Annotated in this window: 18 protein-coding genes; 6 read left to right on the plus strand and 12 right to left on the minus strand. The window is 68.0% G+C overall.

Features of this window, described 5'->3' with window-relative positions:
• Window positions 1-8 precede the first annotated feature (8 nt).
• The 9 genes from DEIPH_RS03660 to DEIPH_RS03700 form a co-directional block, all read right to left on the minus strand.
• Window positions 9-1,409 (minus strand): NCS2 family permease, encoded by a 1,401-nt coding sequence (locus tag DEIPH_RS03660; RefSeq protein WP_034353980.1) that lies wholly within the window; start codon window positions 1,407-1,409, stop codon window positions 9-11.
• A 137-nt stretch (window positions 1,410-1,546) separates the two neighbouring features.
• The gene (gene guaD / locus DEIPH_RS03665; protein WP_034353984.1) at window positions 1,547-2,866 is read right to left on the minus strand and encodes a guanine deaminase; all 1,320 of its coding nucleotides are present in this window, start codon (window positions 2,864-2,866) and stop codon (window positions 1,547-1,549) included.
• On the minus strand, window positions 2,863-3,717 hold the full coding sequence (gene xdhC / locus DEIPH_RS03670) for a xanthine dehydrogenase accessory protein XdhC (RefSeq protein ID WP_034353988.1): 855 nt from the start codon (window positions 3,715-3,717) through the stop codon (window positions 2,863-2,865). Before xdhC ends, guaD begins: the two co-directional genes overlap by 4 nt.
• A gap of 1 nt (window position 3,718) precedes the next feature.
• Complete coding sequence (gene xdhB / locus DEIPH_RS03675) at window positions 3,719-6,118, minus strand: xanthine dehydrogenase molybdopterin binding subunit (RefSeq protein WP_034353989.1); 2,400 nt, start codon at window positions 6,116-6,118, stop codon at window positions 3,719-3,721.
• Window positions 6,115-7,521 (minus strand): xanthine dehydrogenase small subunit, encoded by a 1,407-nt coding sequence (locus DEIPH_RS03680; protein ID WP_034353991.1) that lies wholly within the window; start codon window positions 7,519-7,521, stop codon window positions 6,115-6,117. Before DEIPH_RS03680 ends, xdhB begins: the two co-directional genes overlap by 4 nt.
• Before the next feature lie 230 nt (window positions 7,522-7,751).
• Window positions 7,752-8,141, minus strand: coding sequence for a hydroxyisourate hydrolase (gene uraH, locus DEIPH_RS03685; RefSeq protein WP_051517120.1), 390 nt, complete (start codon window positions 8,139-8,141; stop codon window positions 7,752-7,754).
• Window positions 8,141-9,046: a factor-independent urate hydroxylase gene (gene pucL, locus DEIPH_RS20380; RefSeq protein ID WP_034353993.1), complete on the minus strand. Its 906-nt coding sequence runs from the start codon at window positions 9,044-9,046 to the stop codon at window positions 8,141-8,143. Before pucL ends, uraH begins: the two co-directional genes overlap by 1 nt.
• On the minus strand, window positions 9,043-9,582 hold the full coding sequence (uraD, locus tag DEIPH_RS20385; protein ID WP_152544781.1) for a 2-oxo-4-hydroxy-4-carboxy-5-ureidoimidazoline decarboxylase: 540 nt from the start codon (window positions 9,580-9,582) through the stop codon (window positions 9,043-9,045). Before uraD ends, pucL begins: the two co-directional genes overlap by 4 nt.
• Window positions 9,579-10,958, minus strand: a complete 1,380-nt coding sequence (locus DEIPH_RS03700; protein WP_034353995.1) for a nucleobase:cation symporter-2 family protein — start codon at window positions 10,956-10,958, stop codon at window positions 9,579-9,581. Before DEIPH_RS03700 ends, uraD begins: the two co-directional genes overlap by 4 nt.
• A 259-nt stretch (window positions 10,959-11,217) precedes the next feature.
• Between DEIPH_RS03700 and DEIPH_RS03705 the strand changes: the two genes are divergently transcribed.
• On the plus strand, window positions 11,218-11,748 hold the full coding sequence (locus DEIPH_RS03705; protein ID WP_034354254.1) for a MarR family winged helix-turn-helix transcriptional regulator: 531 nt from the start codon (window positions 11,218-11,220) through the stop codon (window positions 11,746-11,748).
• A gap of 195 nt (window positions 11,749-11,943) precedes the next feature.
• Window positions 11,944-13,581: a catalase gene (locus DEIPH_RS03710; RefSeq protein ID WP_034353998.1), complete on the plus strand. Its 1,638-nt coding sequence runs from the start codon at window positions 11,944-11,946 to the stop codon at window positions 13,579-13,581.
• A 145-nt stretch (window positions 13,582-13,726) separates the two neighbouring features.
• Here DEIPH_RS03710 and DEIPH_RS19125 read toward each other — a convergent pair whose 3' ends face one another.
• The 3 genes from DEIPH_RS19125 to DEIPH_RS03725 form a co-directional block, all read right to left on the minus strand.
• Window positions 13,727-15,703 carry a tetratricopeptide repeat protein gene (locus tag DEIPH_RS19125; RefSeq protein WP_152544782.1) on the minus strand — a complete coding sequence of 659 codons (1,977 nt, stop codon included), beginning with the start codon at window positions 15,701-15,703 and terminating at the stop codon, window positions 13,727-13,729.
• Between the two features lie 45 nt (window positions 15,704-15,748).
• The gene (locus tag DEIPH_RS03720) at window positions 15,749-16,975 is read right to left on the minus strand and encodes a S8 family serine peptidase (RefSeq protein WP_235183161.1); all 1,227 of its coding nucleotides are present in this window, start codon (window positions 16,973-16,975) and stop codon (window positions 15,749-15,751) included.
• Window positions 16,976-17,189: 214 nt separating this feature from the next.
• Entirely contained in the window at window positions 17,190-19,121 is a 1,932-nt protein-coding gene (locus DEIPH_RS03725; protein WP_051517123.1) for a glycosyltransferase, read from the minus strand.
• A 277-nt stretch (window positions 19,122-19,398) separates the two neighbouring features.
• Between DEIPH_RS03725 and DEIPH_RS03730 the strand changes: the two genes are divergently transcribed.
• The 4 genes from DEIPH_RS03730 to DEIPH_RS20110 all read left to right on the plus strand — a co-directional run bounded on the left by DEIPH_RS03730 (window position 19,399) and on the right by DEIPH_RS20110 (window position 23,903).
• A complete protein-coding gene (locus tag DEIPH_RS03730; RefSeq protein ID WP_081790759.1) occupies window positions 19,399-21,288 on the plus strand; it encodes a glycosyltransferase in 1,890 nt (629 codons plus the stop codon).
• A gap of 4 nt (window positions 21,289-21,292) precedes the next feature.
• Window positions 21,293-22,033: an endonuclease/exonuclease/phosphatase family protein gene (locus DEIPH_RS03735; protein ID WP_034354004.1), complete on the plus strand. Its 741-nt coding sequence runs from the start codon at window positions 21,293-21,295 to the stop codon at window positions 22,031-22,033.
• A gap of 1 nt (window position 22,034) precedes the next feature.
• A complete protein-coding gene (locus DEIPH_RS03740; protein WP_200868150.1) occupies window positions 22,035-22,712 on the plus strand; it encodes a beta-phosphoglucomutase family hydrolase in 678 nt (225 codons plus the stop codon).
• A 135-nt stretch (window positions 22,713-22,847) separates the two neighbouring features.
• Entirely contained in the window at window positions 22,848-23,903 is a 1,056-nt protein-coding gene (locus DEIPH_RS20110; RefSeq protein ID WP_200868151.1) for a PucR family transcriptional regulator, read from the plus strand.
• Window positions 23,904-24,169: the final 266 nt, after the last annotated feature.

The following is a 24,169-nucleotide window of genomic DNA, read 5'->3' on the forward strand; positions in this document are numbered from 1 at the left end:
CGGGCAGGCTATTCGCCCATCAGCCAGATGTAGCGGATCAGCAGCAGCGCCGCCACCACGTACAGGATCGGGCTGACCTTGCGGGCCTCACCGCTGAACAGCTTGATGGCGCAGTAGCTGATGACGCCCAGGCTGACGCCGTTGGCGATGGAGAAGGTCAGCGGCATGGCGATGATGGTCAGGAAGGCGGGCAGGCCCTCGCTGATGTCGTCCCAGTCCACGTGGCGCACGCCTTCCATCATCAGCGCGCCGACCAGGATCAGGGCGGGGGCGGTGGCGGCCCCGGGAATCGCGGCGGCCAGCGGCCACAGGAACATGCTCAGCAGGAACAGCACGCCGACGGTCACGGCGGTGAGGCCGGTGCGCCCCCCCTCCCCGATGCCCGAGGCACTCTCGACATAGGCGGTGGTGGTCGAGGTGCCCATGAACGCGCCGAACATCGCGGCCAGGCCGTCCATCGCAAACAGGCGGCGGGCGCGCGGCATGTTGCCCTGCTCGTCGAGGAAGCCCGCCCGCTGCGAGAGGCCGGTCAGGGTGCCGGTCGCGTCGAAGAAGTCCACGAAGAAGAAGGTGAAGACCACGCTCAGCAGGCCCAGGCCCAGCGCCCCGGCGAGGTCCATCTGGCCGACCAGCGCCCCCGGCCAGACGGGCGTGTCGAAGACGCCCAGGAAGCGCCCGTCGAAGCCGGGAAAGGCCTGGAGGGCACCGTTTGCCCCGCCCGCGTACACGGCGGCGCGCGTCAGGATGGCGATCACGGTGGTCGCCAGAATGCCCCACAGAATCGCCCCGGTCACGCGGCGGGTCATCAGCACGGCGGTGATGATCAGGCCCAGCAGCGCCAGCCACACCGGCGGGGCGGTCAGCGAGCCGAGGCCCACCAGCGTCGCGGGGTTGCTGACGACGATCCCGGCGTTCTTCAGGCCCAGGAAGGCCAGAAAGGCACCGATGCCGCCCGTGATGGCGAACTTCAGCGCGTGCGGAATGGCCTGCACGATGGCCTGCCGCGCCCCGATCACACTCAGCAGCACGAACAGCACGCCGCTGATGAACACCGCGCCCAGTGCGGTCTGCCACGGAATACCCATCCCTTGCACGACCGTGAAGGCAAAGAAGGCGTTCAGGCCCATGCCGGGCGCCTGGGCAAAGGGATACCTGGCGATCAAGCCCATGACCAGGCATCCGAAAGCCGCGGCGATGGCGGTGGTCATCAGCAGCTGCACAAAGGCGTTCGGCACGTGGATGGCCGTCGAGAGCACCTGCGGATTCACGAAGAGGATGTAGCTCATCGTGAGGAAGGTGGTGATGCCCGCCCGGATTTCGCGCGGAACAGTCGAGCCGGAGGCACTCAAGCCGAAGTAGCGGTCGAGGCTGGAAGTGGGAACGGCACGGGACTGGGAAACGTCAGACATGCGGGACTCCTGAGAGGGAGGGCGGGGGAGGCGGCGGTGCCGGGCACCGGGGCAGGACTCGATCCTGAATTGTTGGCAAGGTCACTCTTTTATTCAGCTGGCTGTCTAGGGTGCAGCCACGTTCCGGTCGGGATCACTCAAACGCTCACCTCCTGCCCGGCAGCGGCCCGCCGGTACACCGCGTCACCACCCACCCAGACCTGCGCCACGTCCTGCTGTGTGCCCAGCGTGAAGAGGTCCGCCAGGACACGCCCGGGGCTGTCCGCGTGCCGCAGCACGGTATCGAGCGTACTTCCCTCCGGCGGGCGCAGATACACCGCGTCGAAGGCCTTGCCCACGCTGAAGTCGCCCGTCAGGTCCTCCAGCCCCAGCGCCTCGGCCCCGGCGCGGGTCGCCAGATACAGCAGCTTGGCGGGGTCGAGGGCTTCTCCCGCCGCGCCCAGGAGCTGCTGCATAAAATAGGCCTGCAACCCCTCCTTGAGCATCGAGAAGCCGGTGCCGCCGCCCACGTCGGTCCCGAGCGAGACGTGGACGCCCGCCTGGAGGTGACGGCGCAGTGGAAACAGCCCGCTCCCCAGCGCCGAATTGCTGCACGGGCAATGCGCGGCGGTGCAGCGGTGCGCCGCCATCACGCCCAGTTCGCGGTCGGTGGGATGGACGTTGTGCGCCAGCACGCTGCGGCGCGTGACCAGCCCCGCCCGCTCGTAGGTGTCGAGGTAGTCGCGCGCGCCGGGAAACAGCTCGCGGACGGTCTGGACCTCGCGCGGGTTCTCGTTGATGTGGCTGGTAAAGCGCACGTCCGGGAACTCCTGCATCAGCGCGGCGCAGGCGTCGAGAATGCCCTCGCTGGCCGACAGCGAGAAGCGCGGGGTGACGGCGTACAGGGTGCGGCCCACGCCGTGCCAGCGTTCGATCAGGGCTTTGCCCTCGGCATAGGCCCGCTCGGGCGTGGTGTGCAGTTCGGGGCGCAGCATCCGGTCGGAGACGACCTGTCCGGCGACCACCCGCAATCCGGTCTGTGCCGCCTCGCTGAAGAATTCGTCCATCGCGGAGGCGTAGTGGCTGCCGAACACCAGCGCAGTCGTGGTGCCGTTCGAGGCCAGGGCGGACAGGAATTCGCGGGCGACGGCGCGGGCGTAGCCAGGGTCCGAGAGCCGCGCCTCCTCCGGTAAGGTGTTCCGGTCGAGCCATTCCAGCAGTTGCATCCCCAGGCCGCCCAGCACCCGCACCTGCGGGTAATGCACGTGGGTGTCGATAAAACCGGGCAGCAGCACGCCGCCGCGCAGGTCGACGGCCTCGGCACGGGGATGGGCCGCACGCACCTGGGCGTAGGGGCCGCTGGCGAGAATCTGTCCGTCCTCCACCAGCAGGCCGCCGTCTTCCTGAACCTGCAAGGCACCGGGGGCGGAGAAGGGGTTGTCGGGCGTGTGCATCAGGGCAGCGCGGTAGAGCTTCATGGGGTCCTCTGAGGGGCGGGGGGCGTGGGGGAGAAGGAGGTTTCGGAGGTCCGGGCCGCTTCCAGCACCTGCACGAGCTGCGCCGCCACACTGAGGGCGATCACCGCCGGGCTTTTGCCATGAATCCCGGGAATCCCGATGGGCGTGGTGATGCGGGCAAGGTCGGCCTCGGTGTGGCCCACCGCCCCAAGCTGCTCGCGGAAGCGCACCCACTTCACCTGCGACCCGATCAAACCGACAAAACCCAGGTCGGGGCGGCGCAGGGCCGCGTCACACAGGGCGGCGTCCTCGGCGTGGTCGTGGGTCAGGATCACGAGGTGGGTTCCGGCGGGCAACTCGGCCAGGACCATCTCGGGAATCGGGGCGTGGTGGACGTGCAGGCGGGCTGCGCCGCCTTCCAGTCCGGCCAGCCGTTCGGGGGCAAGTTGCGCGGCACGTGAGTCGATCAGGTGGAGGTTCACCGGCAGGGTGCCCAGGATGTTCGCCAGCGCCAGCCCCACGTGGCCGACGCCGAAAATCGCCAGCGTGGGCCGCACGGTCTGGAGAGGTTCGAGCAGCAGCGTCACCTCACCGCCGCAGCACTGCCGCCCGTACTCGTTCGCGGCGCGGTCGGTCAGGCGCAGGGTGAGCAGTTCGGGAGTGGTCGCGCCGCAGGCCAGCAGGGCGCGCGCGCGTTCCACGGCGGTCGCCTCCAGATTGCCGCCGCCCACGCTGTCCCAGGTTTCGGCGCGGCCCACGACCATCTTCGCGCCCGCCTCACGCGGGGCATGGCCGCGCACCGCCGCGACGGTCACGAGGACGCCCGGCTCTCCCCGTTCAGAGAGGGCCTGTACAGCCTCCAGCCAGGTCATGTCAGTCGGCCGCCACGTGAGGCGGCGTGGTGGGCCGGGTCGCCGCCTGCCGGGCCGCGTCCAGCGTCCAGAACACCGCTTCCGGGGTGGCGGGGCTGGGGAGTTCGGTGGCGTACCCCTCCGGCCCGAAGGCGGCCGCCGCCTGCCGCAAGGCTTCGCGCACGCTCATCGCCAGCATCAGCGGCGGCTCGCCCACGGCCTTGGAGCCGTACACCACGCCACTCTCGGCGGCGCGTTCCAGCAACGACACGTTAAACACTTCCGGCATCTCGGAAAAGCTGGGCAGCTTGTAGGTGCTGGCGGCCTGGGTGGCGAGGCGGCCCCGGTTCGGCCCGTTGCTGGTGTCCCAGCGCAGCTCCTCCAGCGTCAGCCAGCCCGCGCCCTGCACGAAGCCGCCCTCCACCTGCCCGAGGTCCACCAGCGGCGAGAGGCTGTCGCCCACGTCGTGCAGGATGTCCACCCGGCGCAGGCGGTAGGCCCCGGTGAAGCCGTCCACCTCCACCTCGCTGACTGAAGCCCCGTACGCGAAGTACTTGAACGGCTCGCCCTGCATCGCGACACGGTCCCAGTGCAGACCCGGCGTGCGGTAGTAGCCCGCCGCCCACAGTTGCGTCCGCAGGTGGTAGGCGTCGTGGACGACCTGCCGGAAGTCCATCCCCAGTTCGGGATGCCCAACCGGGAAGACACGGCCATTCTCAAAGCGCACGTCGTTCGGGTGGACACCCAGTGCGCCGACCTTGACTGAAAGGGTGCTCAGCGACCCCGCCGCCACCGCCGCCAGCCGCGCCTTGATCTGCTCGCAGGCATCCTTGACCGCGCCGCCGTTGAGGTCGGCCCCGGTGGAAGCCGCCGTCGCGGAGGTGTTCGGCACCTTGTCGGTCCGGGTCGGCGCCAGCCGCACGCAGGAGAGCGGCACACCCAGCGCCGTCGCCGCCACCTGGAGCATCTTGGTATGAAGACCCTGGCCCATCTCGGTGCCGCCGTGGTTGATCAGCACTGAGCCGTCCTTGTAGACGTGGACCAGCGCGCCCGCCTGGTTATAGGACACGAAGTTGAAGGAGATGCCGAATTTGACCGGCGTGATGGCGAGGCCGCGTTTGACGTGCGGGTTCGCGGCGTTGAAGGCCCGCACCTCCGCCTGCCTTGAGGCGAACTCCGAGCGGGCCAGCAGGCCGGTCCAGACCTCCTCCATCCGCTCGGCGTGGCGCACCGGCTGGCCATAGGGGGTGCTTTCGCCGGGGCGGTAGAAGTTGCGGCGGCGCAGCTCGTGGGCCTGGAGACCCAGCAGCGGCGCGCAGCGGCCCAGGATGTCCTCGATCACCAGCATCCCCTGCGGCCCGCCGAAGCCCCGGAAGGCCGTCTGAGAGGTCTTGTTCGTCTTGGCGATCCGGCCATGCACCTCGACATGCGGGATGTAATAGGCGTTGTCGATGTGGCACAGCGCGCGCGCCAGCACCGGCTCCGAAAGGTCCAGGCTCCAGCCGCCGTCGGAGGTGAGGGTGGCCTGGAGCGCCAGCAGGTGCCCGCCTTCGTCAAAGCCCACCCGCCAGCGGGCGTGGAAGGGGTGGCGCTTGCCGGTCAGGGTGAGGTCCTGGGTGCGGTTCAGCCGGACGCGGACGGGGCGACCCGTCAGCACCGACCCCAGCGCGGCAATGGCGGCGTAGCCGTGCGGCTGCATCTCCTTGCCGCCGAAGCCGCCGCCCATCCGCAGGCACTGCACCGTCACCTGACTGCTGGTCCGGCCCAGCACGTGCGCCACGATCTCCTGCGTCTCGGTGGGGTGCTGGGTGCTGCTCTGCACGAAGATCTGCCCGTATTCATCCACGTGGGCCAGCGAGGCGTTCGTTTCCAGATAGAAGTGTTCCTGGCCGCCGAACTCGAACTCGCCCTCGAAGACGTGGGCGGCCCCCTCCAGCCCGAAGGCGGCGTCGCCCCGGCGCAGGGTGGACTGGGTGCCCTGGAACGACTCGGCGGCGATGGCCTCGTGGATGGTCACCAGGGCGGGGAGCGGTTCGTATTCGACCTCGATGGCCTCGGCTCCCAGCCGCGCCGCTTCCGTGCTGTCCGCCAGCACCCAGCAGACCGCGTGGCCGTAATACATCACCTCGGTGGGAAAGAGCGGCTCGTCGTGCTTCACGCCCGCGTCGTTCTCGCCGGGCACATCGTCGGCGGTCAGCACCCGGACCACGCCGGGCACCGCGAGGGCGGGCGCCACGTTCAGGCGGGTCACGCGGGCGTGGGCGTGCGGAGCCTGGAGCGGCCAGGCGTGCAGCAGCCCGCTGAGGCGCACCCCCAGGTCGTCGGTGTAGAGCGCGTGCCCGGTGACGTGCAGTTCGGCACTCTCGTGCGGCAACGCCTCGCCCACCGCACCCACGGCGGGCCTTTCAAACAGGCTGGTCATACGGTCACCTCCTGAGCGGTCTTCTCGAAGTAGAACTTCAGCAGCGTCTGTTCCAGCATCGCCGCGCGGTAGGCGGCGCTGGCGCGGTGGTCGTCCAGGGGCGTGCCCTCGCCGCGCAGGATGCGGGCGGCCTCACGCACGGTCCGCTCGTTCCAGGGCTGGCCGGTCAGGGCCTCCTCGGTGGCCAGGGCACGCAACGGGGTTGCCGCCACACCACCCAGCCCGATGCGCACCGAGCGCACCACGCCGCCGCCCAGGTCCAGCGCGATGCCGACCGCCACGCTGGAGATGTCGTCAAAGCGGCGCTTGGCGATCTTGTAGAAGCCGCTGACGGGCGCGAGGGGCAGCGGAATCCGCACGGCGCGGATCAGTTCACCCTGACGGCGCAGCGTCTGGCGGTAGCCGGTGAAGTAGCCTGCGAGGGGCACCTCGCGTTCACCCCCAGTGGACGCCAGCACCACCCGCGCGTCCAGCGCCAGCAGCACGGGCGGGCTGTCCCCGATGGGGCTGGCGGTGCCCAGATTGCCGCCCAGCGTGGCGCTGTTGCGGATCAGGCGCGAGGCGAAGAGGGGAAACCACTCCTCCAGCAACGGCACCTGCCCCGCGAGCCGCCGCTCGATCTCGGAGAGGTTCAGCCCCGCGCCGATCTCCACCGAGTCGGGGTTCCAGGTCAGCGTGCGCAGCTCGGGCAGCCCGTCCACGGCGATGGTCACCCCGGCGCGGGCGTGGCGGATGTTGACCTCGACGCCCCAGTCGGTGCCGCCCGCCAGCAACCGGGCGGCGGGGTTGGCGGCCAGCAGGTCCAGCGCCTCCGCGAGCGTGGTCGGGCGGTAGAACTCGCCATCGGGGGTGTGCAGACGGGTGGCCTGCGGGATGGGCGCAGCCTGCTCGCGGCGGGCGGCGAAAGCGTCCTCCTCCGCCGGGCCGCCCAGCGCCAGCGCTGCGTCCTGAATCGGGCGGTAGCCGGTGCAGCGGCAGAGGTTGCCGCTGAGGGCGTGAATGTCGAACTCCTCAGCGGGCCGGTCTTCGCGGTAGTACTCGGCGGCCATACTGACCACGAAGCCGGGCGTGCAGTAGCCGCACTGCGAGCCGCCCCGGTAGGCCAGTTCGCGCTGGACGGGGTGCAGGGCACCGGGCGCGCCCAGACCCTCGGCGGTCACCACCTCCTGCCCCTCCAACGCGGGCAGCAGCACCAGGCAGGCGTTCACGGAGTCCAGGCGGGTGCCGCCGTCCTCGGTCGGTCGGGCCAGCAGGACGGCACACGCGCCGCACTCACCTTCCGCGCAGCCTTCCTTGCAGCCGGTCAGGCCCTGGTCGCGCAGCCAGTTCAGCAGGGTGGTGTGGGGGCGGACATCCTGGGCTTCACGCGGGACGCCGTTCACGGTGAGGGAAATACTGTCCATCTGTTCTCCTTCCGGGTGGAGGTCGGGAAACCTCCAGAGCAAGCTGCGACAGAAAAGCGCCCGCCTCGTGCAAAGCATGCGCCCCCCTGTCGGGATCGGGGCGCATGGTTGACGCACGAGGCGGACCGCTGGTTATCCATGCAGAACAGTGGTCTGGGTTGTGGCTGGATGAATGGTACTGCGGAAATTGTCCCTTGACAAGGGGGAGCAGGATGGTTTATACGAGCTGCCTAGCTCCCCCGGTAGGTGCTGTAGGACCAGGGCGTCATGACCAGCGGCACGTGGTAGTGCGCAGAGGTGTCGCTGACCGTGAAGCGCAGCGTGACCAGGTCCAGAAACGGGACTTTCGGCGCGGCCTCGAAGCCCTCGAAGTAGGGGGCGACGTGGAAGGTCAGCTCATAGGTGCCGGGGTGCAGGTTCCCGCGTTCGATCAGGGGCGCGTCGGTGCGCCCGTCACGGTTGGTCACCGCTTCCGTGACCCGGCGGCGCTCCCCGCCTTCCACCCGGAAGAGTTCCACCTGAACCCCGGCGGCGGGGCGACCTCTGGCCGTATCCAGCACATGCGTCGTCAGCCCGGAATGAGCCTGCCCCGACTGTGCCTGCCCCGTCTGGCCCGCCATTAAGCTCGCTCCACCCAGCCTTCCATCAGGCCGTAGGGTTCGGGGTCCACGTGGAAGATCTCGTTGTTGTTCTCCAGGCCGAAGCGCTCCAGGTTGTACTTCAGGTGGTGCTTGTTGGGCATCCGGAACCAGATGCGCGAGATGTCCGGGCAGCGGGTCAGCACGGCCTGGCCCATCAGGTACAGGGTGTTTTGCAGGCTGGGCGAGTAGTGGTCGGTGAAGGTCTCCTGAATCTGGGTGTAGACCTGCTGCCACACGGCGTCATAGTCCACGTCTTCGCGGCCATATTCCCACTTCGCGGTCACGAAGGTCGCCATGACGCGGTCGTTCGTCTCGGGGAGGGTGGTGAAGCGCTCCTCCAGCAGGTAGCCTTCCCAGCCGCTGTTGGTGGTCTTGAGGACGTAGAGTTCCTCGATGCCGGACGTGACCTTGAAGGTCTGGCCGTCGCCCTCCACCCGGGCGGTGCGTTTCGGCATCTGGCGCGCGAAGGAGTGCTGGTGGCCCTCGCCGCCGACCTGAACGCGCTCCCAGAGGTGTTCGGTGAACTCGGCAAAGGCGCCCGTCACCCGGGGGCCGGTCTTCACGAAGTGGGCGATCAGCTCCTTGCCGAACTCCTCGGGGCTGCTCTTAAAGCCTTCCTTCGCCAGCCCGTAGATGGTGTTGCGGACGGTGTCGGTGGCGATCAGGTCGGTGTTGTCGCCCTGGGCGTGCGCGGCGTCGAAGTCGCCGACCATACCCACCCGCACCTGGAGTTCCCGGATCTCGTGACGCGGCGAATCGCGGAACACCTTCATCAGGTTCACTTCGGCCTTGCCGTAGTTGTTCTCACCGAGGCGGACATTGGCGGGGACTGCGCCGCTCTGGGTCTGGTTGTTCTGGGCCTGATCGTTCTGGGTCTGGGTCATGCGGGTGTTCCTCCTGCGTCCTGGCGTACCAGGTCGAGAACTCTGAGCCGTGCAATCTTGCCGATTTCCCTCAGGGCGGTTTCCCGCTCTGCTTCGGGCGTGTTGTCCAGGCGCGTGCGGGCACCGCTCAGGATGCTGCCTTTGGTGTTCTCCCGCACACAGACGATGTAGGGCATGTCGAATTTGGCGTGGTAGGCCCCGTTGACGCGGTGAAACTCGGCGTACTCCTCAGGCGTCAGGCGATCGAGTCCGGCGGACGCCTGCTCGGAAGCGGATTCGGCAGTCACTTCACCGGCCAGCGCGGCCTTTCCGGCGAGGTCGGGGTGGGCGCGGATCAGGGCGAGCTGCTGCTCGGGCGTGTCGGACAGGACAGCGGCGGTAAAGGCGGCGGCCAGCTCCTCCACCCGGGTGAAGGGGCGCTCCCGTCCCACCCGCTCGGCGTAGCGCGGGCTGTGTTCCAGCACGCCGCCGAAGCGCTGCACGAACTCGGGCAGGGGGAGGGCGTTCACGTCGGCCAGGGTCAGGGAGGCGTTCAATGGACGTCTCCCATCTCGGGGGCGTGTTCGGTGACGTCGGCGGTGTACGAGCGGCGCTCGGCCCCGGTGCTGAAGATGTTGAAGAGGATGTTCAGCAGGATGGCGGCCAGGGCGGCGGCGGTGATACCGCTTTCCAGAAAGAGGCCCGCCCAGCTCGGCAGCTTCTCGTAGAGGGTGGGCACGGTGGCCGGGATCACGCCCAGGGCGATGCTGACGGCTACGATGGTGAGGTTGCGGGTGTCGGCCATGTTGACGCGGGTCAGCGTCTGGATGCCCGCCGCCGCCACGGTCCCGAACAGCACCAGCCCGGCCCCGCCCAGCACGGGCAGCGGGATGGAGGCGACCAGCGCGCCCAGCTTGGGAAAGAAGCCCAGCAGCATCAGGATGACGCCTGCCGCCGCGACCACGAAGCGGCTCTTGATGCCGGTGAAGCGCACCAGACCGACATTCTGCGCGAAGGCCGTGAAGGGGAACACGTTGAAGAGGCCGCCCAGCGCCGTCGAGAGGCCGTCGGCCCGCAGCCCGCGTGCCACGTCGTCGGCATTGACGGGACGCTCGGTGATCTCACCGATGGCGAGCAGGTCGGCGGTGGTCTCGACCATCACGACCAGCATCACCAGCAGCATGGACAGGATCGGCACCAGCGCAAAGGTGGGCGTCCCGAAGAAGAAGGGCGGCGTGAAGCCGACGGCGGCGGCGGTGCCCACGGTGGCAAAGGACGCCTTGCCGAGCAGGGCCGCCACGACCGTGCCGAACACCAGGCCCAGCAGCACGGCGATGCGGCTCCAGAGACCCTTGGAAAAGCGCGTGACCAGCAACACGAACAGCAGGGTCAGCACGGCCAGCCCGAGGTTGCTCAGCGAGCCGAAGTCGGGCGCGGCAGGGTTGCCCCCCCCCGCCCAGCGAATGGCGACCGGCATCAGCGAGACGCCGATGATGGTGATGACCGTGCCCGTCACCACCGGCGGAAAGAAGCGCAGCAGGCGCGAGAAATAGGGGGCGGCCAGCACGGTGAAGATGCCCGCCACGATCACCGCACCGTAGATGCCCGGCAACCCGGACTGCTTGCCGATCAGGATCATGGTGGCCACCGACGCGAAGGTGGTGCCCTGCACCAGCGGCAGCCGCGCGCCGAAGCCCGGAAAGCCCAGGGTCTGGATCAGGGTGGCGATCCCGCACATGAAGAAGCTGGCGTTGACGATCCGCACGATGTGGTCCTGATCCAGGCCCAGGGCCGAGGCCAGCACCAGCGGCACGGCAACGATCCCGGCGTACATGCTCAGGACGTGCTGAAGCCCGAAGGCGACCATCCGCCCGACAGGCGGAATCTCGTCGACGGGGTGGGTGGACCGAACAGGAACAGTTCCTTGGGTCATGAGACCTCCCTACTGGGGACGTGGCCTGGGCACACGTCTGAGAAACGACACGGCCTGCGCCGCCAAACTACTTAGACATCTATGTATTGAGCTGAGCTATCGTAAGCTTCGCATCATCTCTCTGTCAAGCCGTGAAGTGCTTGTTCATTCTATGAAAAATACTCCCTGAAAAGTCCCCCTGTCGGCCCTGGGCCACCCCGACCCGGAAAGCTCCCCCCGCTGCCACGTGCCCTCCTTTCCCATCCCGAGGTCCCCGCTGATGACTCCCCCCGAGACGCCCACCCTGCTCGAACGCATCCGCCAGGACTGGTCACAGGTCCAGCCCGGCCTCGATCCCGGCCCGATGTTGCCTTTCTTGCTGCTGGACCGCCTGCACACGGCCCTTGTCCGGCAGATCGAAACCACCTACCAGGCGGCGGGCATCAATCCGGCCAGCTGGGACCTGCTGCTGACGCTGTACCGCTCGGCGCCGGCAGCAGGTCTGACGCCCACCGAACTCAGCGACCTGACCGCCATCACGGGTCCCTCCATCACCAATCGGGTGGACCGGCTGGTGCAAAAGGGCCTGGCCGAACGGCAGGCCAGCCCATCGGACCGCCGCTCGGTGCGGGTCCGGCTCACGCCGCCTGGCCGGGCACTCGTGGAGGAGCTGTTGCCCCATCACCTTGCCAACGAGACGAAGATTCTGGCAGCCCTGACGCCCACCGAGGCGCAGACCCTGGAACGGCTCGCCCTCAAGCTGCTGTCCCGGCTGGAAGCCCCCCAACCGGCCGAAGCCCCCGCGCACTGAACCGGTGTTCGCCGGTCCGGTGCGGGGCAGCCTCTCACCCTCCACGCGTGCGGGGGCAACCTCCGGCCCCGGACTTAATTCGACGTCAATGTATGTGCGACTTCAGGACATCTCCGCCGATGTATGGCAACCTTGCAGGCACGCTGGGAAAGCCCAGCGCCCCCGGCCACTTCGGGGCCGCAGGAGGAAATGCATATGAGCGATCAGAACACCCGCAACCAGGACACCCAGGGCACCGCCGGAACCGCCGTTCAGGGCGTGGGCAGCACGGCAGATACTCGCCTTGCCGGGGGCGAAACCGCCCAGACCCTGACCACCCGCCAGGGCCATCCCGTCAGCAATAACCAGAACCTCCGCACCGTGGGCAGCCGTGGCCCCGCCACGCTGGAGAACTACCACTTTCTGGAAAAGCTCAGCCACTTCGACCGCGAGCGCATCCCCGAGCGCGTGGTGCATGCGCGGGGGGCAGGCGCGCACGGCGTGTTCGAGGCCTACGGCAAGGTGGGGGACGAGCCGGTGGGCAAGTACACCCGCGCGAAGCTGTTTCAGGAACCCGGCAAGCAAACGCCGGTGTTCGTGCGCTTCTCGACGGTGGGCCACGGCGGCCACTCGCCGGAAACGCTGCGCGACCCGCGCGGCTTTGCCACCAAGTTCTACACCGAGGACGGCAACTGGGACCTGGTGGGCAACAACCTCAAGGTGTTCTTTATTCGTGACGCCCTGAAGTTCCCGGACCTGATCCACTCGCAGAAGCCCGACCCCGTCACCAACCGCCAGAGCGGCGAACGCATCTTCGACTTCATCTGCAACTCGCCCGAGGCGATGCACATGGTCACGCTGCTGTTCTCGCCCTGGGGCATCCCGGCCAACTACCGCCAGATGCAGGGGTCGGGCGTGAACACCTACAAGTGGGTCAACGACCAGGGCGAGGCCGTGCTGGTCAAGTACCACTGGGAACCCGTGCAGGGCATCCGCAACCTGACGCAGCCCGAGGCCGAGGCCATCCAGGCCAAGAACTTCAACCACGCCACCCAGGACCTGTACGAGGCCATCGAGCGCGGCGACTTCCCGCAGTGGGAACTCTGCGTGCAGATCATGAGCGACGGCGAACACCCCGAACTCGACTTCGATCCACTCGACGACACCAAGATCTGGCCCCTGGAGCAGTTCCCGTGGCTGCCCGTCGGCAAGATGACCCTCAACCGCAACCCCGAGAACTACTTCGCGGAGGTGGAGCAGGCGGCCTTCGGGACCGGCGTGCTGGTGGACGGGCTGGACTTCAGCGACGACAAGATGCTTCAGGGCCGGACCTTCTCGTACTCCGACACCCAGCGCTACCGCGTCGGCCCCAACTACCTGCAACTGCCGATCAACGCGCCCAAAAAGCACGTGGCGACCAACCAGCGCGACGGTCAGATGGCCTACCGCGTGGACACCGTGCCCGGCCAGAACCCGCACGTGAACTACGAGCCGTCCAGCCTGAACGGTCTGACCGAAGCGCCGCGCACCTCCCCGGACCATACACCGCGCGTGGAAGGCAACCTGGTGCGCCAGAGCATCGAGCGCACCAACAACTTCGGCCAGGCGGGCGAGCAGTACCGCAACTTCGAGGACTGGGAGCGCGAGGACCTGATCAACAACCTGGTGGCGAACCTGAAGGACGCTGCCCAGGTGATCCAGGACCGCATGATTGACCTCTTCACCCAGTGTGACCCCGACTATGGCCGCCGCGTCGCCGAGGGCCTGGCGCGCGCGGGGCAGAGCATGGAAGAGAAGAAGGAAGAGGCCGTGCAGCAGGCCGAAGAACGCAGCCACGAGGCTCAGCCCTACTAAAGCGGGTAAGGGGCAGGCTCTCCCCTACCCCAGAGCTATTCAAAGCGGCCTGAGAGGAAAGGGCAAAGGGGTCAGCCTCCACTTGCCCTTTCCTCCCAGGCCCTTTTGTTTGAGGACAGTGACCCCAACCCACGGGGGTGAAAGCTCAGTCCTCGGACAGGGCACGGGCCGTTTCCGGCAAGGGCAAGACCTGCAAAGCGGCCTCCACCACTTCTGGATCGAAGAACGTGCCGGAGAGCTGCTGGAGTTCACGCAACGCCTCCCCCACGGACCAGGCCACTTTGTAGGGCCGGTTGTGGGTGAGGGCGTCGAACACGTCCGCGACCGCCACGATGCGGGCCGTGAGGGGAATGGCTTCCCCGCTGAGGCCGGCGGGATAGCCGCCGCCACCCCAACGCTCGTGATGGGCGCAGGCAATTTCTTCGGCCATCTGGAGGAGACGCGTCCGGCCACCCGACAGGATGCGGCTTCCGATCACGGTGTGCTGCTGCATATGCCGGAATTCCTCGTCGGTCAGCCTGCCGGTCTTCAGAAGGATGCGGTCCGGAATCCCGATCTTGCCCACGTCATGAAGCCGGGCCGCGATCCGCAGCAGCTCCACCGTCTCACCCGGCAGGCCGAGCCGGGCGGCAATCTCGGCGGCCATCTGCCCGACCCGCCAGGTGTGTTCCCCGGTCGTGTCGTCCCGGTATTCGGCGGCGACCGCCAGCCGGGTGACGACCTCCAGCTGCGCCTGCTCCAGGCTGCGCGTGCGCTCGCGGACTTCCTCTTCGGCCACTTCACGGGCCTCTTCTGCCGCGACCAGCCGCAGCCGGGTCAGTTCTGCCTGATGCTGCGCGCGTTCCAGCTCGAAGTGACTGGTCAGCTCCTGCACCCGCTGCTCGACCTCGGCATTCAGGATTTCGCGCTCCTGCTGATACAGCTGCTCCAGATGCTCCAGCGCCCGGGGATGATCCCCGCTGCGGGCATACATCGGATAGAGGGTGCGGTGGACATCACAAACGGCCTTGGGGCGGCCCACCTGCCGCGCCAGGGTCAAGGCCAGCTCCAGCGTGCCCAGGGCTTCCGGGAGGGCCTGAAGCTGTTCCTGTACCTCGCCCAGATGCAGGAGCGCATACAGCTGCCCCTCCAGATCACCCGTCTCCCAGGCAATTTCCCCAGCGCGGCGGTAGGCGGCCTCGGCCTCTACCCACTGGCCCCCGGCCAGCGCCAGTTGCCCCAGCCCCATCAGCGCCGACGCTTCCACCTGCCGGTACTGGCCCTCCTGCGCAAGCTGCAAAGCCTGTTCATAGGAGGACCGCGCGGCCTGCGTCTCTCCCACTTCCTGCTGCACCTCGGCAAGGTTCAGCATGGCATTGGCGGCGATCACCTGATCACCGGTCTGCCGGGAGAAGGCCAGAGCTTCTTGAAAATGGCGTTGTGCTTCTTCTGGATCGCGCATATCGAGATGGAGTGCCCCCAGACTCAGGAGAATGGCCCCCCGACTGCGGTGGGCGGCCAGGAGGGTCTGAGCTGAACCCGCACTGAGGTTATAGGCCGCCGTCAGATGTTCGAGGGCCTCAGGATAACGGCCCAGACTGGTGAGAAGATTACCCAGATTTCCAAGGACTTTCACTTCACCGGCCACATCGTCAGCTTGGCGAAAGGCAATACGGGCGGCCTGAAGACTGTTCAGGCTCTCCTCGTAGCGTCCCGTAGCGTGGTAAAGCCCAGCAAGGCTGTTGAGGGTATTCCCCCGCGTCTCCCCTCCTGTCCGTCCGAGGGCCTGCATCAGATGCTCCTCGGCCTCTCGAAAGCGGCCCTGATCAAGCAGAGCCGCCCCGAGATCGCGGCGCACCCGCACCTCGGCATCACCGTCCCCCAGAGCCAAGAAAACTTCCAGAGCCGTTTCCAGAAAGCGGGCGGCCTGCTCCCCATCCCCCCGCCTGACCTGAATCTGCCCGATAAGGTGGTGCGCCTGCGCGAAAGCCCGCGTGCTGACTTCCTCACGGGCAGCCAGAAGCGCCAACTCGGCCATCTGAAGGGCCTGAGCCTCATCCACCGTCAGCAGTTGCTCGGCGGCCTCCAACAGGGCCAGGGCACGCACCTCCAGAGCCTGCAACTGCGGGTCAAGATGTGACAAGGCGACTGACTTCTGGCTGGACACGGCTCTCTTTCAAACCCACACTCACTGTGCGCTGAAGCGTGCCAGATCAAGGCGGCCCTTGCCGAGCTTGTCCTTGTACGCTTTGTTCATCTCGTTTCTGTAGATGTCGGTGGTCTTCTCGACCAGCCCTTTGGCCATGTCCCGGGAAGAAACGCCCAGGTTCTCGCCCAGGGCCAGCGCCAGGCTTCCCGTGACCATCGGGGCGGCCATCGAGGTGCCGCTCCAGGACACCAGCAGGTTGTCCGGGCCGGGCGTGTACACATTCTCGGCGGGGGCGACGATTTCCAGAGCCTTGCCGTAGTTCGAGAAGCTGGACTTGAGGTCGCCGCCGTCCACGCTTCCCACGCTGAGGCTGTAGTCGCCCGCCGGGCCAGCAGAGGTCGCATCGTTCGCCGGATAGGTGAGAGAACCGAGGTTATCGTTCCCCGCCGAGGAAATCACCAGCACCCCGCGTGCAGCGGCGCGGGCAACGGCGTCCTGGACCACGTTGGAGCGGCTGTCCGTGCCCAGCGACAGGTTGATGATCCGCGCCCCAGACTTGACCGCCCAGTCGATGGCCTGGGCAACGTGCAGGACGTCGCCGCTGCCGTCCGGCCCCAGGACCCGCAGGGGCAGGATGGTCGCCCGGGGAGCCACCTGCAACACGATGCCGGCTACCGCCGTCCCGTGTCCGTAGCCGCCTTCCCCCAGCACGCCCTCCTCATCCGGATTGGTGTCGTTGTCGCGGAAGTCGCGCCACTCGTTCTGGGGAGCCAGCGCGCCAGCAAACGCCGGATGTTCGATATCAACGCCGGTATCGATCACGGCCACCTTGATCCCCGCGCCGAGGTTGCTGGCCCTGGCCTGGGCGGCTTCCAGCCCAATCTGCTGGAAAGTGCCCGTGTTCTGAGGAAGAAAATCAAAGACGCCGTTGATCCAGACCGTGCGCCGCGCACTTGCCCACGTGGTGAATTCGCCGTTAATCCACACGGTCCGCCGCGCACTCATGGTGGCGGTCAGGCCCCCACCCTGGAACACGTCACGGTTGCGCTCCACGCGCACCGCCTGCGTCCCCTGGGCACTCAGGCCACTGCGGACCTCTCCCTGCGAAAAGCCCATCAGGGCATATCCCTCGCCCCGCGCCTCACTGAGAACCCGACCGCCGTAGGTGGCTTCCAGACTGGCCGTGCTCAGGCCGGCGGACAGCGGCACCTGGGCGACGAACTCGGGGCGATAGGCCGCTTCCGTGCCCCCCCCAACCGCCTTCATCTGCCCACAGGCAGACAGCAGGAGAGGAACCAGCAGTGCCAGAACAGCAGGAGAGGAGGCGGGAAAGGGCTTCATAACCCAATCTTGGGAGCTGAATGAGAAAGTTGGTGTTAGAAAGTTCACATCAGCCCAATGCCCCCGTTGGGGGAGGACACACCCTGTCTCTCATAATCCCGCGCTAGTTTCCCGTTCCCCCCACGAGGAAATGGGCTTCTCAAGGCTGTCCCAGACGAGACGCAGCAGGAACAGCAGATGCAAGAATCCGGGAGAAGAAGTTCAGCAGCCCATCGGCATGGGTGTCGAAGGCGAAGAGACGCCGCGCAGCGCGGGCATGGGCGGTCAGGTCCTCCAGTCGGGAACGGTCGCGGAGTTGTGCGCCCAGGTCGGCAAAGTCGCGGTAGAAGATACCGAAGTCGTGCTGCTGGGCCAGGGTCTGCATCGCCACCAGCGAGGTGCGGTTGTCGCGCATGATCCAGGGCAGCCCCGCCGCCGCATAGGTCCCCAGCCGGGCGGGCAGATTCAGGTCGTCCCAGTGTGCCCGGCGCAGGTCGCCGCCGTTGTCGCTGCTGAACTGCTGCACCCAGGCGGCGTCGTAGCGCGAGAGTTCGCGCACCCAGTCCTGCGGCTCGACGGTGGGATGCAGGTGCAGCAGGCCGCTTTCCAGGCCCTGGCGGGTCCAGTTGGGAAACCATTCCTGAAAGTGGGTGCCGTAGAAATGGACGTGGATGCCCTGCCGGGCGAGTTCGGACAGGGGTTCCAGCCCCAGGGGCCGCCCCGCGCAGACGGTGTGAATCTGGCCGTCGGCCCGCGAGTGCTTCGGCGACCAGTCCTCAGTGAACCAGTCGAGCTTGGGCAGGTCGCCGTCGAGGATGAAGGTGCGGGCCTCGTCCAGCCCGCCGCCCAGCGCGAGCCGGAACCACTCGCGGTTCTCGGGGCTGATGAAGATCTGGCCGTCACTCTCCTTCAGGACGCGAACCAGGGTGGGCCACAGCCCCTGCTCGTGGCAGATGAAGGGGCCTTCCTTGAAATGAAAGACGAGCGGAATCCCCAGCCGGGCGTCCAGCACCCGCCCGATCAGCGGGAGCGCCTGCCAGTTGAGCAGGGCGTAGATCAGGTCGGGTTGCAGGGCGCGGACCCGGTCGGCCCAGTCTCCGTCCAGCGGCAGCGTCCCGATGTGGCCGTAGGGAAAAGGGCCGGTGGCGTCCCAGGTTTCGGGGTCGGGGGACCACAGGCCGTAGAGCCGGTGGCCGCGCTCCTCCAGCGCCAGCAGCCGCTCCGGATTGAAGCCGAGCGAGCCGACGAGCAGAATCTTCAGACCCCCGGGGCGGGGGGAGAGGTCACGTCCGGCAAAGCGCCCGTACCGCTCCGCCTCGTTCACACGCATTCCCCGGCTGGGCTGAAAGTTCAGGTACTCCCCCTGGCCGATGCCGTAATGCGCCCGGTAGCGCGAAAGCCCACCCGGCACCCCCGCGATGATGCGGTGGCGCTGGTCCGGATGGCTCATCCACTCGCAGGTGACGGCCCCCGCGTAGGCAAAGCGTGCTCCCCCGTCCAGCAGTTCGCGCCAGAAGTCGGCCTCCAGAGTGTCGGAGACGCGCTCGGTGCGCTCGGTCCAGCGGGGCAGCCGGGCCGTGCGGCGGTGCATCACCTGCACCAGCGCGAGCAGGTTGCCGCTGGTGGGCTGCGCCTGGTGTTCCGGCGGCAGGCCGAGAGAGGCCGCCTCCCGCCCGACAGCCCCGGGGCCGCGCAGGGTGGGGCCGGCGTGCTGATAGGCCCAGCGCACACCGCCGTAGGCCAGTTCCGCACCCGGGTCCACCTCCAGCGCGCCCACCAGCCGTTCCAGGTGGTCCGGGTAATACAGGTCGTCCGAGGGCAGGTAGGCCAGGTATTGCCCTCCTGCCAGCGCCGTGGCGTGATTGAGGGCGGCTCCCAGGCCGACATTCCGGTCGAGCTGGTGGTAGTGGATGCGGGGATCGGCGAGGTAAGGCCGCACGGCCGCCGCAGTGTCGTCGGGCGAGCCGTCATCTACCACGATCAGTTCCCAGTCCTCCCACGACTGGGCGAGGAGACTTTCGAGGGCGCGGGGCAGGAACGTGGCCTGCCTGAAGGTGGGCATCAGCACCGAGACCAGCGGGGAGGAGGACACCCGCCCATGCTGGCCGGAGGAGTCGTCCGGCTGGATGTGGGAAAGGCCAAGCTTTCGGATAGCTTGAGCCGAAGGGGGCATGAAAGGTATCACCTGGGCAGGGAACGCCAACCTCTGCGGCAGGCTCTGATCCTCCTTCCTTTTCGGATGGACGGACCTTCAGGCCGCCCCACACGTCGGCCCGACACGCCGACGGCCGACACCGTCAGGAGGACCTCATGCCACCCAGACAACGTACAGGACGTCCTGCCTCCCAGCCGCCGCTGGAACGGTCCCGATGACGGCCCGGCCTGGCCCGCGCGTCTCGGTCTTGATGCCGACCTTCAGACAGGCGAGTTTCCTGCCCCGCGCCCTCGAAAGTCTCCTCGCCCAGTCCCTTCCCGACTGGGAACTGATCGTGGTGGATGACGGCTCCCCCGATAACACTGCGGCGGCCGTGCGGCCTTACCTCTCCGACCCCCGCATCACGTATCACCGTCTAGAGCGCAATCGTGGTCTGGGAGCGGCCCTCAATCACGCGCTCTCGCGGGCGCAGGCCCCGCTGGTCGCCTACCTGCCGTCGGATGACGTGTATTACCGGGAGCATCTGGAGGGGCTGGTGGGCGCGCTGGCGGCCCATCCCGGAGCCTCGCTCGCCTATTCGGGTGTGCGGCACCACTACAACAAGGCGGCGGCGGGACAGATCGACGGTTCTCCGCTGCAACTCGTGCAGGTGATGCACCGCCGCACCGGGGACCGCTGGCTGGAGCGGGACGAACTGACGACCGACGACCTGAACCGGATGTACTGGCACCACCTGACCCGGCGCGGCCCGGCGGTGGGCACCGGGGCCGTGACGTGCGAGTGGGTGGACCACCCGGACCAGCGGCACAAGATCGTGCGCGAGCCGGAAGGCGGGATCAATCCCTACCGGGTGTACTACGGCGTACAGGAGCCGCTGCGCTTCCACACGACGGTCGGGCACCACATCGACGAGGGTGAACGCTACCGCAAGGACCGCGAGCGCCCGCCCACGCCTCCCGCCCCGGACGGGTTGAAAATCCTGCTCGTCGGGGAACTCGCCTACAACCCCGAGCGGGTACTGGCCCTGGCCGAGCGCGGCCACCAGCTCTACGGGCTGTGGACGGACCGGCCATACTGGTACAACTGGGTCGGCCCGCTGCCCTTCGGCCACGTGCAGGACATCCCGCGCGAGAACTGGCAGGCGGCGGTGCGGGCGATCAGGCCGGACGTCATCTACGGGCTGCTGAACTGGCAGGCAGTGCCCTTCGCCCACCACGTCCTGACGGAAAATCCCGGCGTGCCCTTCGTGTGGCACTTCAAGGAAGGCCCCTTCATCTGCCTGGAAAAGGGCACCTGGCGTGAGCTGCTGGAGCTGTATACCCGCGCCGACGGGCGCATCTATTCCAGCCAGGAGATGCAGGACTGGTTCGAGACGCTCTCGCCGGAACTGAAGGGCGGCCGCCCCACGCTGGTCCTCGACGGCGACCTGCCCAGGCGTGAGGGCGTGCAGGGTGAACGCTCGCCCCGGCTCTCGGACACGGACGGTGAGATTCATACGGTCGTGCCGGGCCGCCCCATCGGCCTGCACCCCGAGACGGTGGCCGAACTCGCCGCCCAGGGCATTCACCTGCACTTCTACGGCGAGTTCACGCACGGGCAGTGGCGCGGCTGGATCGAGCGGGCAAAGGGACTCGCGGGCCGCTTCCTGCACCTGCACCCCAACGTGAACCAGGAGGACTGGGTGGCCGAGTTCTCGCGCTACGACGCGGGCTGGCTGCACTTTTTCCGCAGCGAGAACGGGGGCGAACTGCGGCGGGCCAACTGGGACGACCTGAACCTGCCCGCGCGGATGGCGACGCTGGCGGCGGCGGGGCTGCCCATGCTGCAAGGGGACAACAGCGGCCACATCGTCGCCACGCAGACACTGGCGCGCGAACTGGACCTGGGCCTCTTTTTCCGGGACATGCAGGACCTCGGCGCGCAGCTTCAGGACCGCGAACACCTGAACCGGCTGCGCGAACGGGTCTGGGCGGTGCGCGACCAGTTCACCTTCGACCACCACGCAGGCCGCCTGATCGCCTTTTTCCGCGAGGTGATCGGGGAGCGGCAGGCAGCGGCAGCAGCAGAAATCGTGGTCCCCACAGGCCACGCGGAAAGGAAGTGACCGCATGACCAGGCTCCTCACCCTGAATCTTCAGGGCTACGCGGACAGGCACGGCCCCTGGGACGAGCGGCGCAAACTGATCGAGCGCGCCATCACGGAGGCCCAGCCCGACATCGTCACACTTCAGGCCGTCGCGCTGGATCCGGAGCAGCACCCTTCCGACCAGGCCACTCAGCTCGCGGCCAGTCTAGAGGGCTACAGGGCGGTCTTCGTAGCCGCGCAGACGCATCCGGACGGCAGGCAGGATGGCCTGGCCTTTCTGACAATGGGACCGCTGCCCGACGTGCGCCGCCATGAACTGAGCCTGCAACCCGGCCTGGAGGACCCCAGCCGCCGGGTGCTGCTGCATGGCCGCTTCGAGACGCCGGAGGGGCCGCTGGACGTGTTTGGCGCCCACTTTTCCTGGGTGCCCGCCCAGCAGGAAGACAACGTGCGGGAGGCGCTGTCGGTGCTGGAGGGGACGGCGGGACCGGCGGCGGTCCTGGCGGGCGACTTCAACATGCAGCCGGACAGCCCGCACCTGGGCGGCCTGCGCGAGGCGGAATGGATCGACGCCTGGGCCGCCCTGCATCCCGCCGAGAACGGCTTCACTTTCGCGGAGGACCGCGACCCCAGCATCCGCATCGACTACGTCTGGACGCGCGGCGTGCGGGCACAGACGATCAGTGTGGTCCTGGCGGAGAGCGAGGGGCTGCGGCGCGCCTCGGACCACGCCGGGCTGCTGGTGAAGCTGGAACGGCCCTGAGGTGGAGCCGCGTGCGGTGGACCTGGGCTTCATCTTCGATCTGGACGGCGTGCTGACCGACACGGCAGAACTGCATTACCACTCCTGGCGGCGGCTGGCGGAGGAGGAGGGCCACGCCTTTTCCCGCCAGGCCAACGCGGCGCTCCTGGGCCGCACCCGCGAGGACGCCCTCGACCTGTGGCTCGGTGGGCGGGCCTGCCCACCGGAGCAGCGGGCGGACCTGCTGCGGCGCAAGAACGCCTCTTTTCTGGAGGCGCTGGCCGGGCTGGGTCCCGCCGACCTGCTGCCGGGCGTGTCCGAGCTGTTGCACGAGGCGCGGGAAAGGGGCGTCCGCCTGGGTCTGGCCTCGTCGAGCCGCAACGCGCGGCGGGTGTGCGACCAGCTCGGCGTGACTTCTCTGTTCGGCGCCTTTGCCGACGGCTCCAGCGTGGTGAATCCCAAGCCCGCGCCCGACATCTTCCTGTGGGTGGCCGGGCGGCTGGGCCTGCACCCCGCCCACTGCGTCGTGTTCGAGGACTCGGAGGCGGGCGTGCGGGCGGCGCGGGCGGGCGGCTTCCGGGTGGTTGGCCTGGGCGACCCGGCGCGGGTAGGCGGCGCGACCCTCCTCCGGCCTGACCTGTGCGGGGCAACGGTCGGGGAGTTCCTTTTCGCGCTGGACCCCCGCGCGGGCCTGCGCTAGCCTTCAGGCCCCCTACCCGGAGGTGAAGCCCTGTCCGCCACCGATCTCCGTTACGAGCGCGTCACCCAGCTGGTCAGTGACCGCACCGCCGAACTGCTGGCCGCCCCGACCCTGGTGGTGAACCCGGAAGGCCGGGTGGTAGCGTCGAGCCAACCGGAGTGGTGCGGCCTGCCGCTGGCGAGCCTCGAACCTCTGGAGGGGGCGTTGCCTGTCCCCTTCCGCTTCGGGGGGCAGGAAAGCCGGGTGCTGATCCTGCCCGGCGAGGGAGAGGCATTCTCGCCGCGCCTGGCCCACGGGGTGGTCGAGCTGGTGCTGGGGCAGGCGCTGGTGGTGGACCGGCTGCCGCAGCAGCAGGAGCTGAAAAACACCTTCATCCACGACCTGCTGCGCGGCCTCGTTCTGGACGAGGAAACGCTGCTGCGCCAGGCGCGCATCCTGGGCATGGACCTGGGACCGCCCCGCGCCGTGATCCTGATCGACGCTTCGAGGTACCTGCTGGGACCGGGACAGGACCCGGCCCGCGTCCAGCAGCGGGCGCAACTGGTGGTGGGCAGCGTGGTCAATTTCTTTCGCCTGCCCAACGACACCATCTGTGCCTATATCGGGGAGGGCGAGGTGGCGGTTCTCAAGGCCAGCGACACCCGCAACCTGAGCCTGTGGACCGAGGACAGCGACGCGGAAGCCCCCGCCAGTTCTTCCTGGGCCAACCTGGTCGCCCTCAAGCGGGCGGGCAACGCGCTGCTGGACCGCCTGCAAGCCGACCTGGGCACGCCGCTGGGCATGGGTATCGGGCGGTATCACCGGGGGCTGGACGGGCTGGCCCGCTCCTATCAGGACGCCCGCGCCGCCCTCTCGCTGGGCAGCCGCCTGAGCGGCGAGAACCGGGGGCATACCCTCGACGCGCTCGGCGTGGCCGCCTTCGTGGGACTGGGCGACGAGCCGACCAAACTGGGCCTGGCCCTGCACCTCCTCAGCCCGCTGGACCACGAGCCGGAACTGCTGGACACCCTGGAGGCCCTCTTTGCCGAGAACTGCCACCCTCTCGCGGCTGCGCGCCGCCTGGGGCTGCACCGCAACACGCTGAACTACCGACTCGACAAGATCACGTCGCTGACGGGGCTGAACCCGCGCACGTTCGACGACGCCGTGCAGATCCGGCTGGCCCTGCTGATCCGCCGCCTGCACGGCTAGAACTCCCGGGGCAGGACCACCGCAGGCTGCTGCGTTATCTGGGCTTCGTTTGCCCCGCCCAACGGACCTTTTGGCCCCGCTACTCAGCTTTCGATTGCTGAACTCAGACAGGCGCTGTCCGCTTTTCTCTCAATCTGATGAAGCTGACTTTAGATAACTCGGTAAGAAGGGTCAGAACAGCTTAAAAGAGGCTGAAGGAAATGGGGGGCCACTTGCGAAAGCCCTTTTTTGTTGTTCTAGCCGAGGTTTTTAATATTCGCCAGCTT

It is taken from the genome of Deinococcus phoenicis, from assembly GCF_000599865.1.
Lineage (GTDB): Bacteria > Deinococcota > Deinococci > Deinococcales > Deinococcaceae > Deinococcus > Deinococcus phoenicis.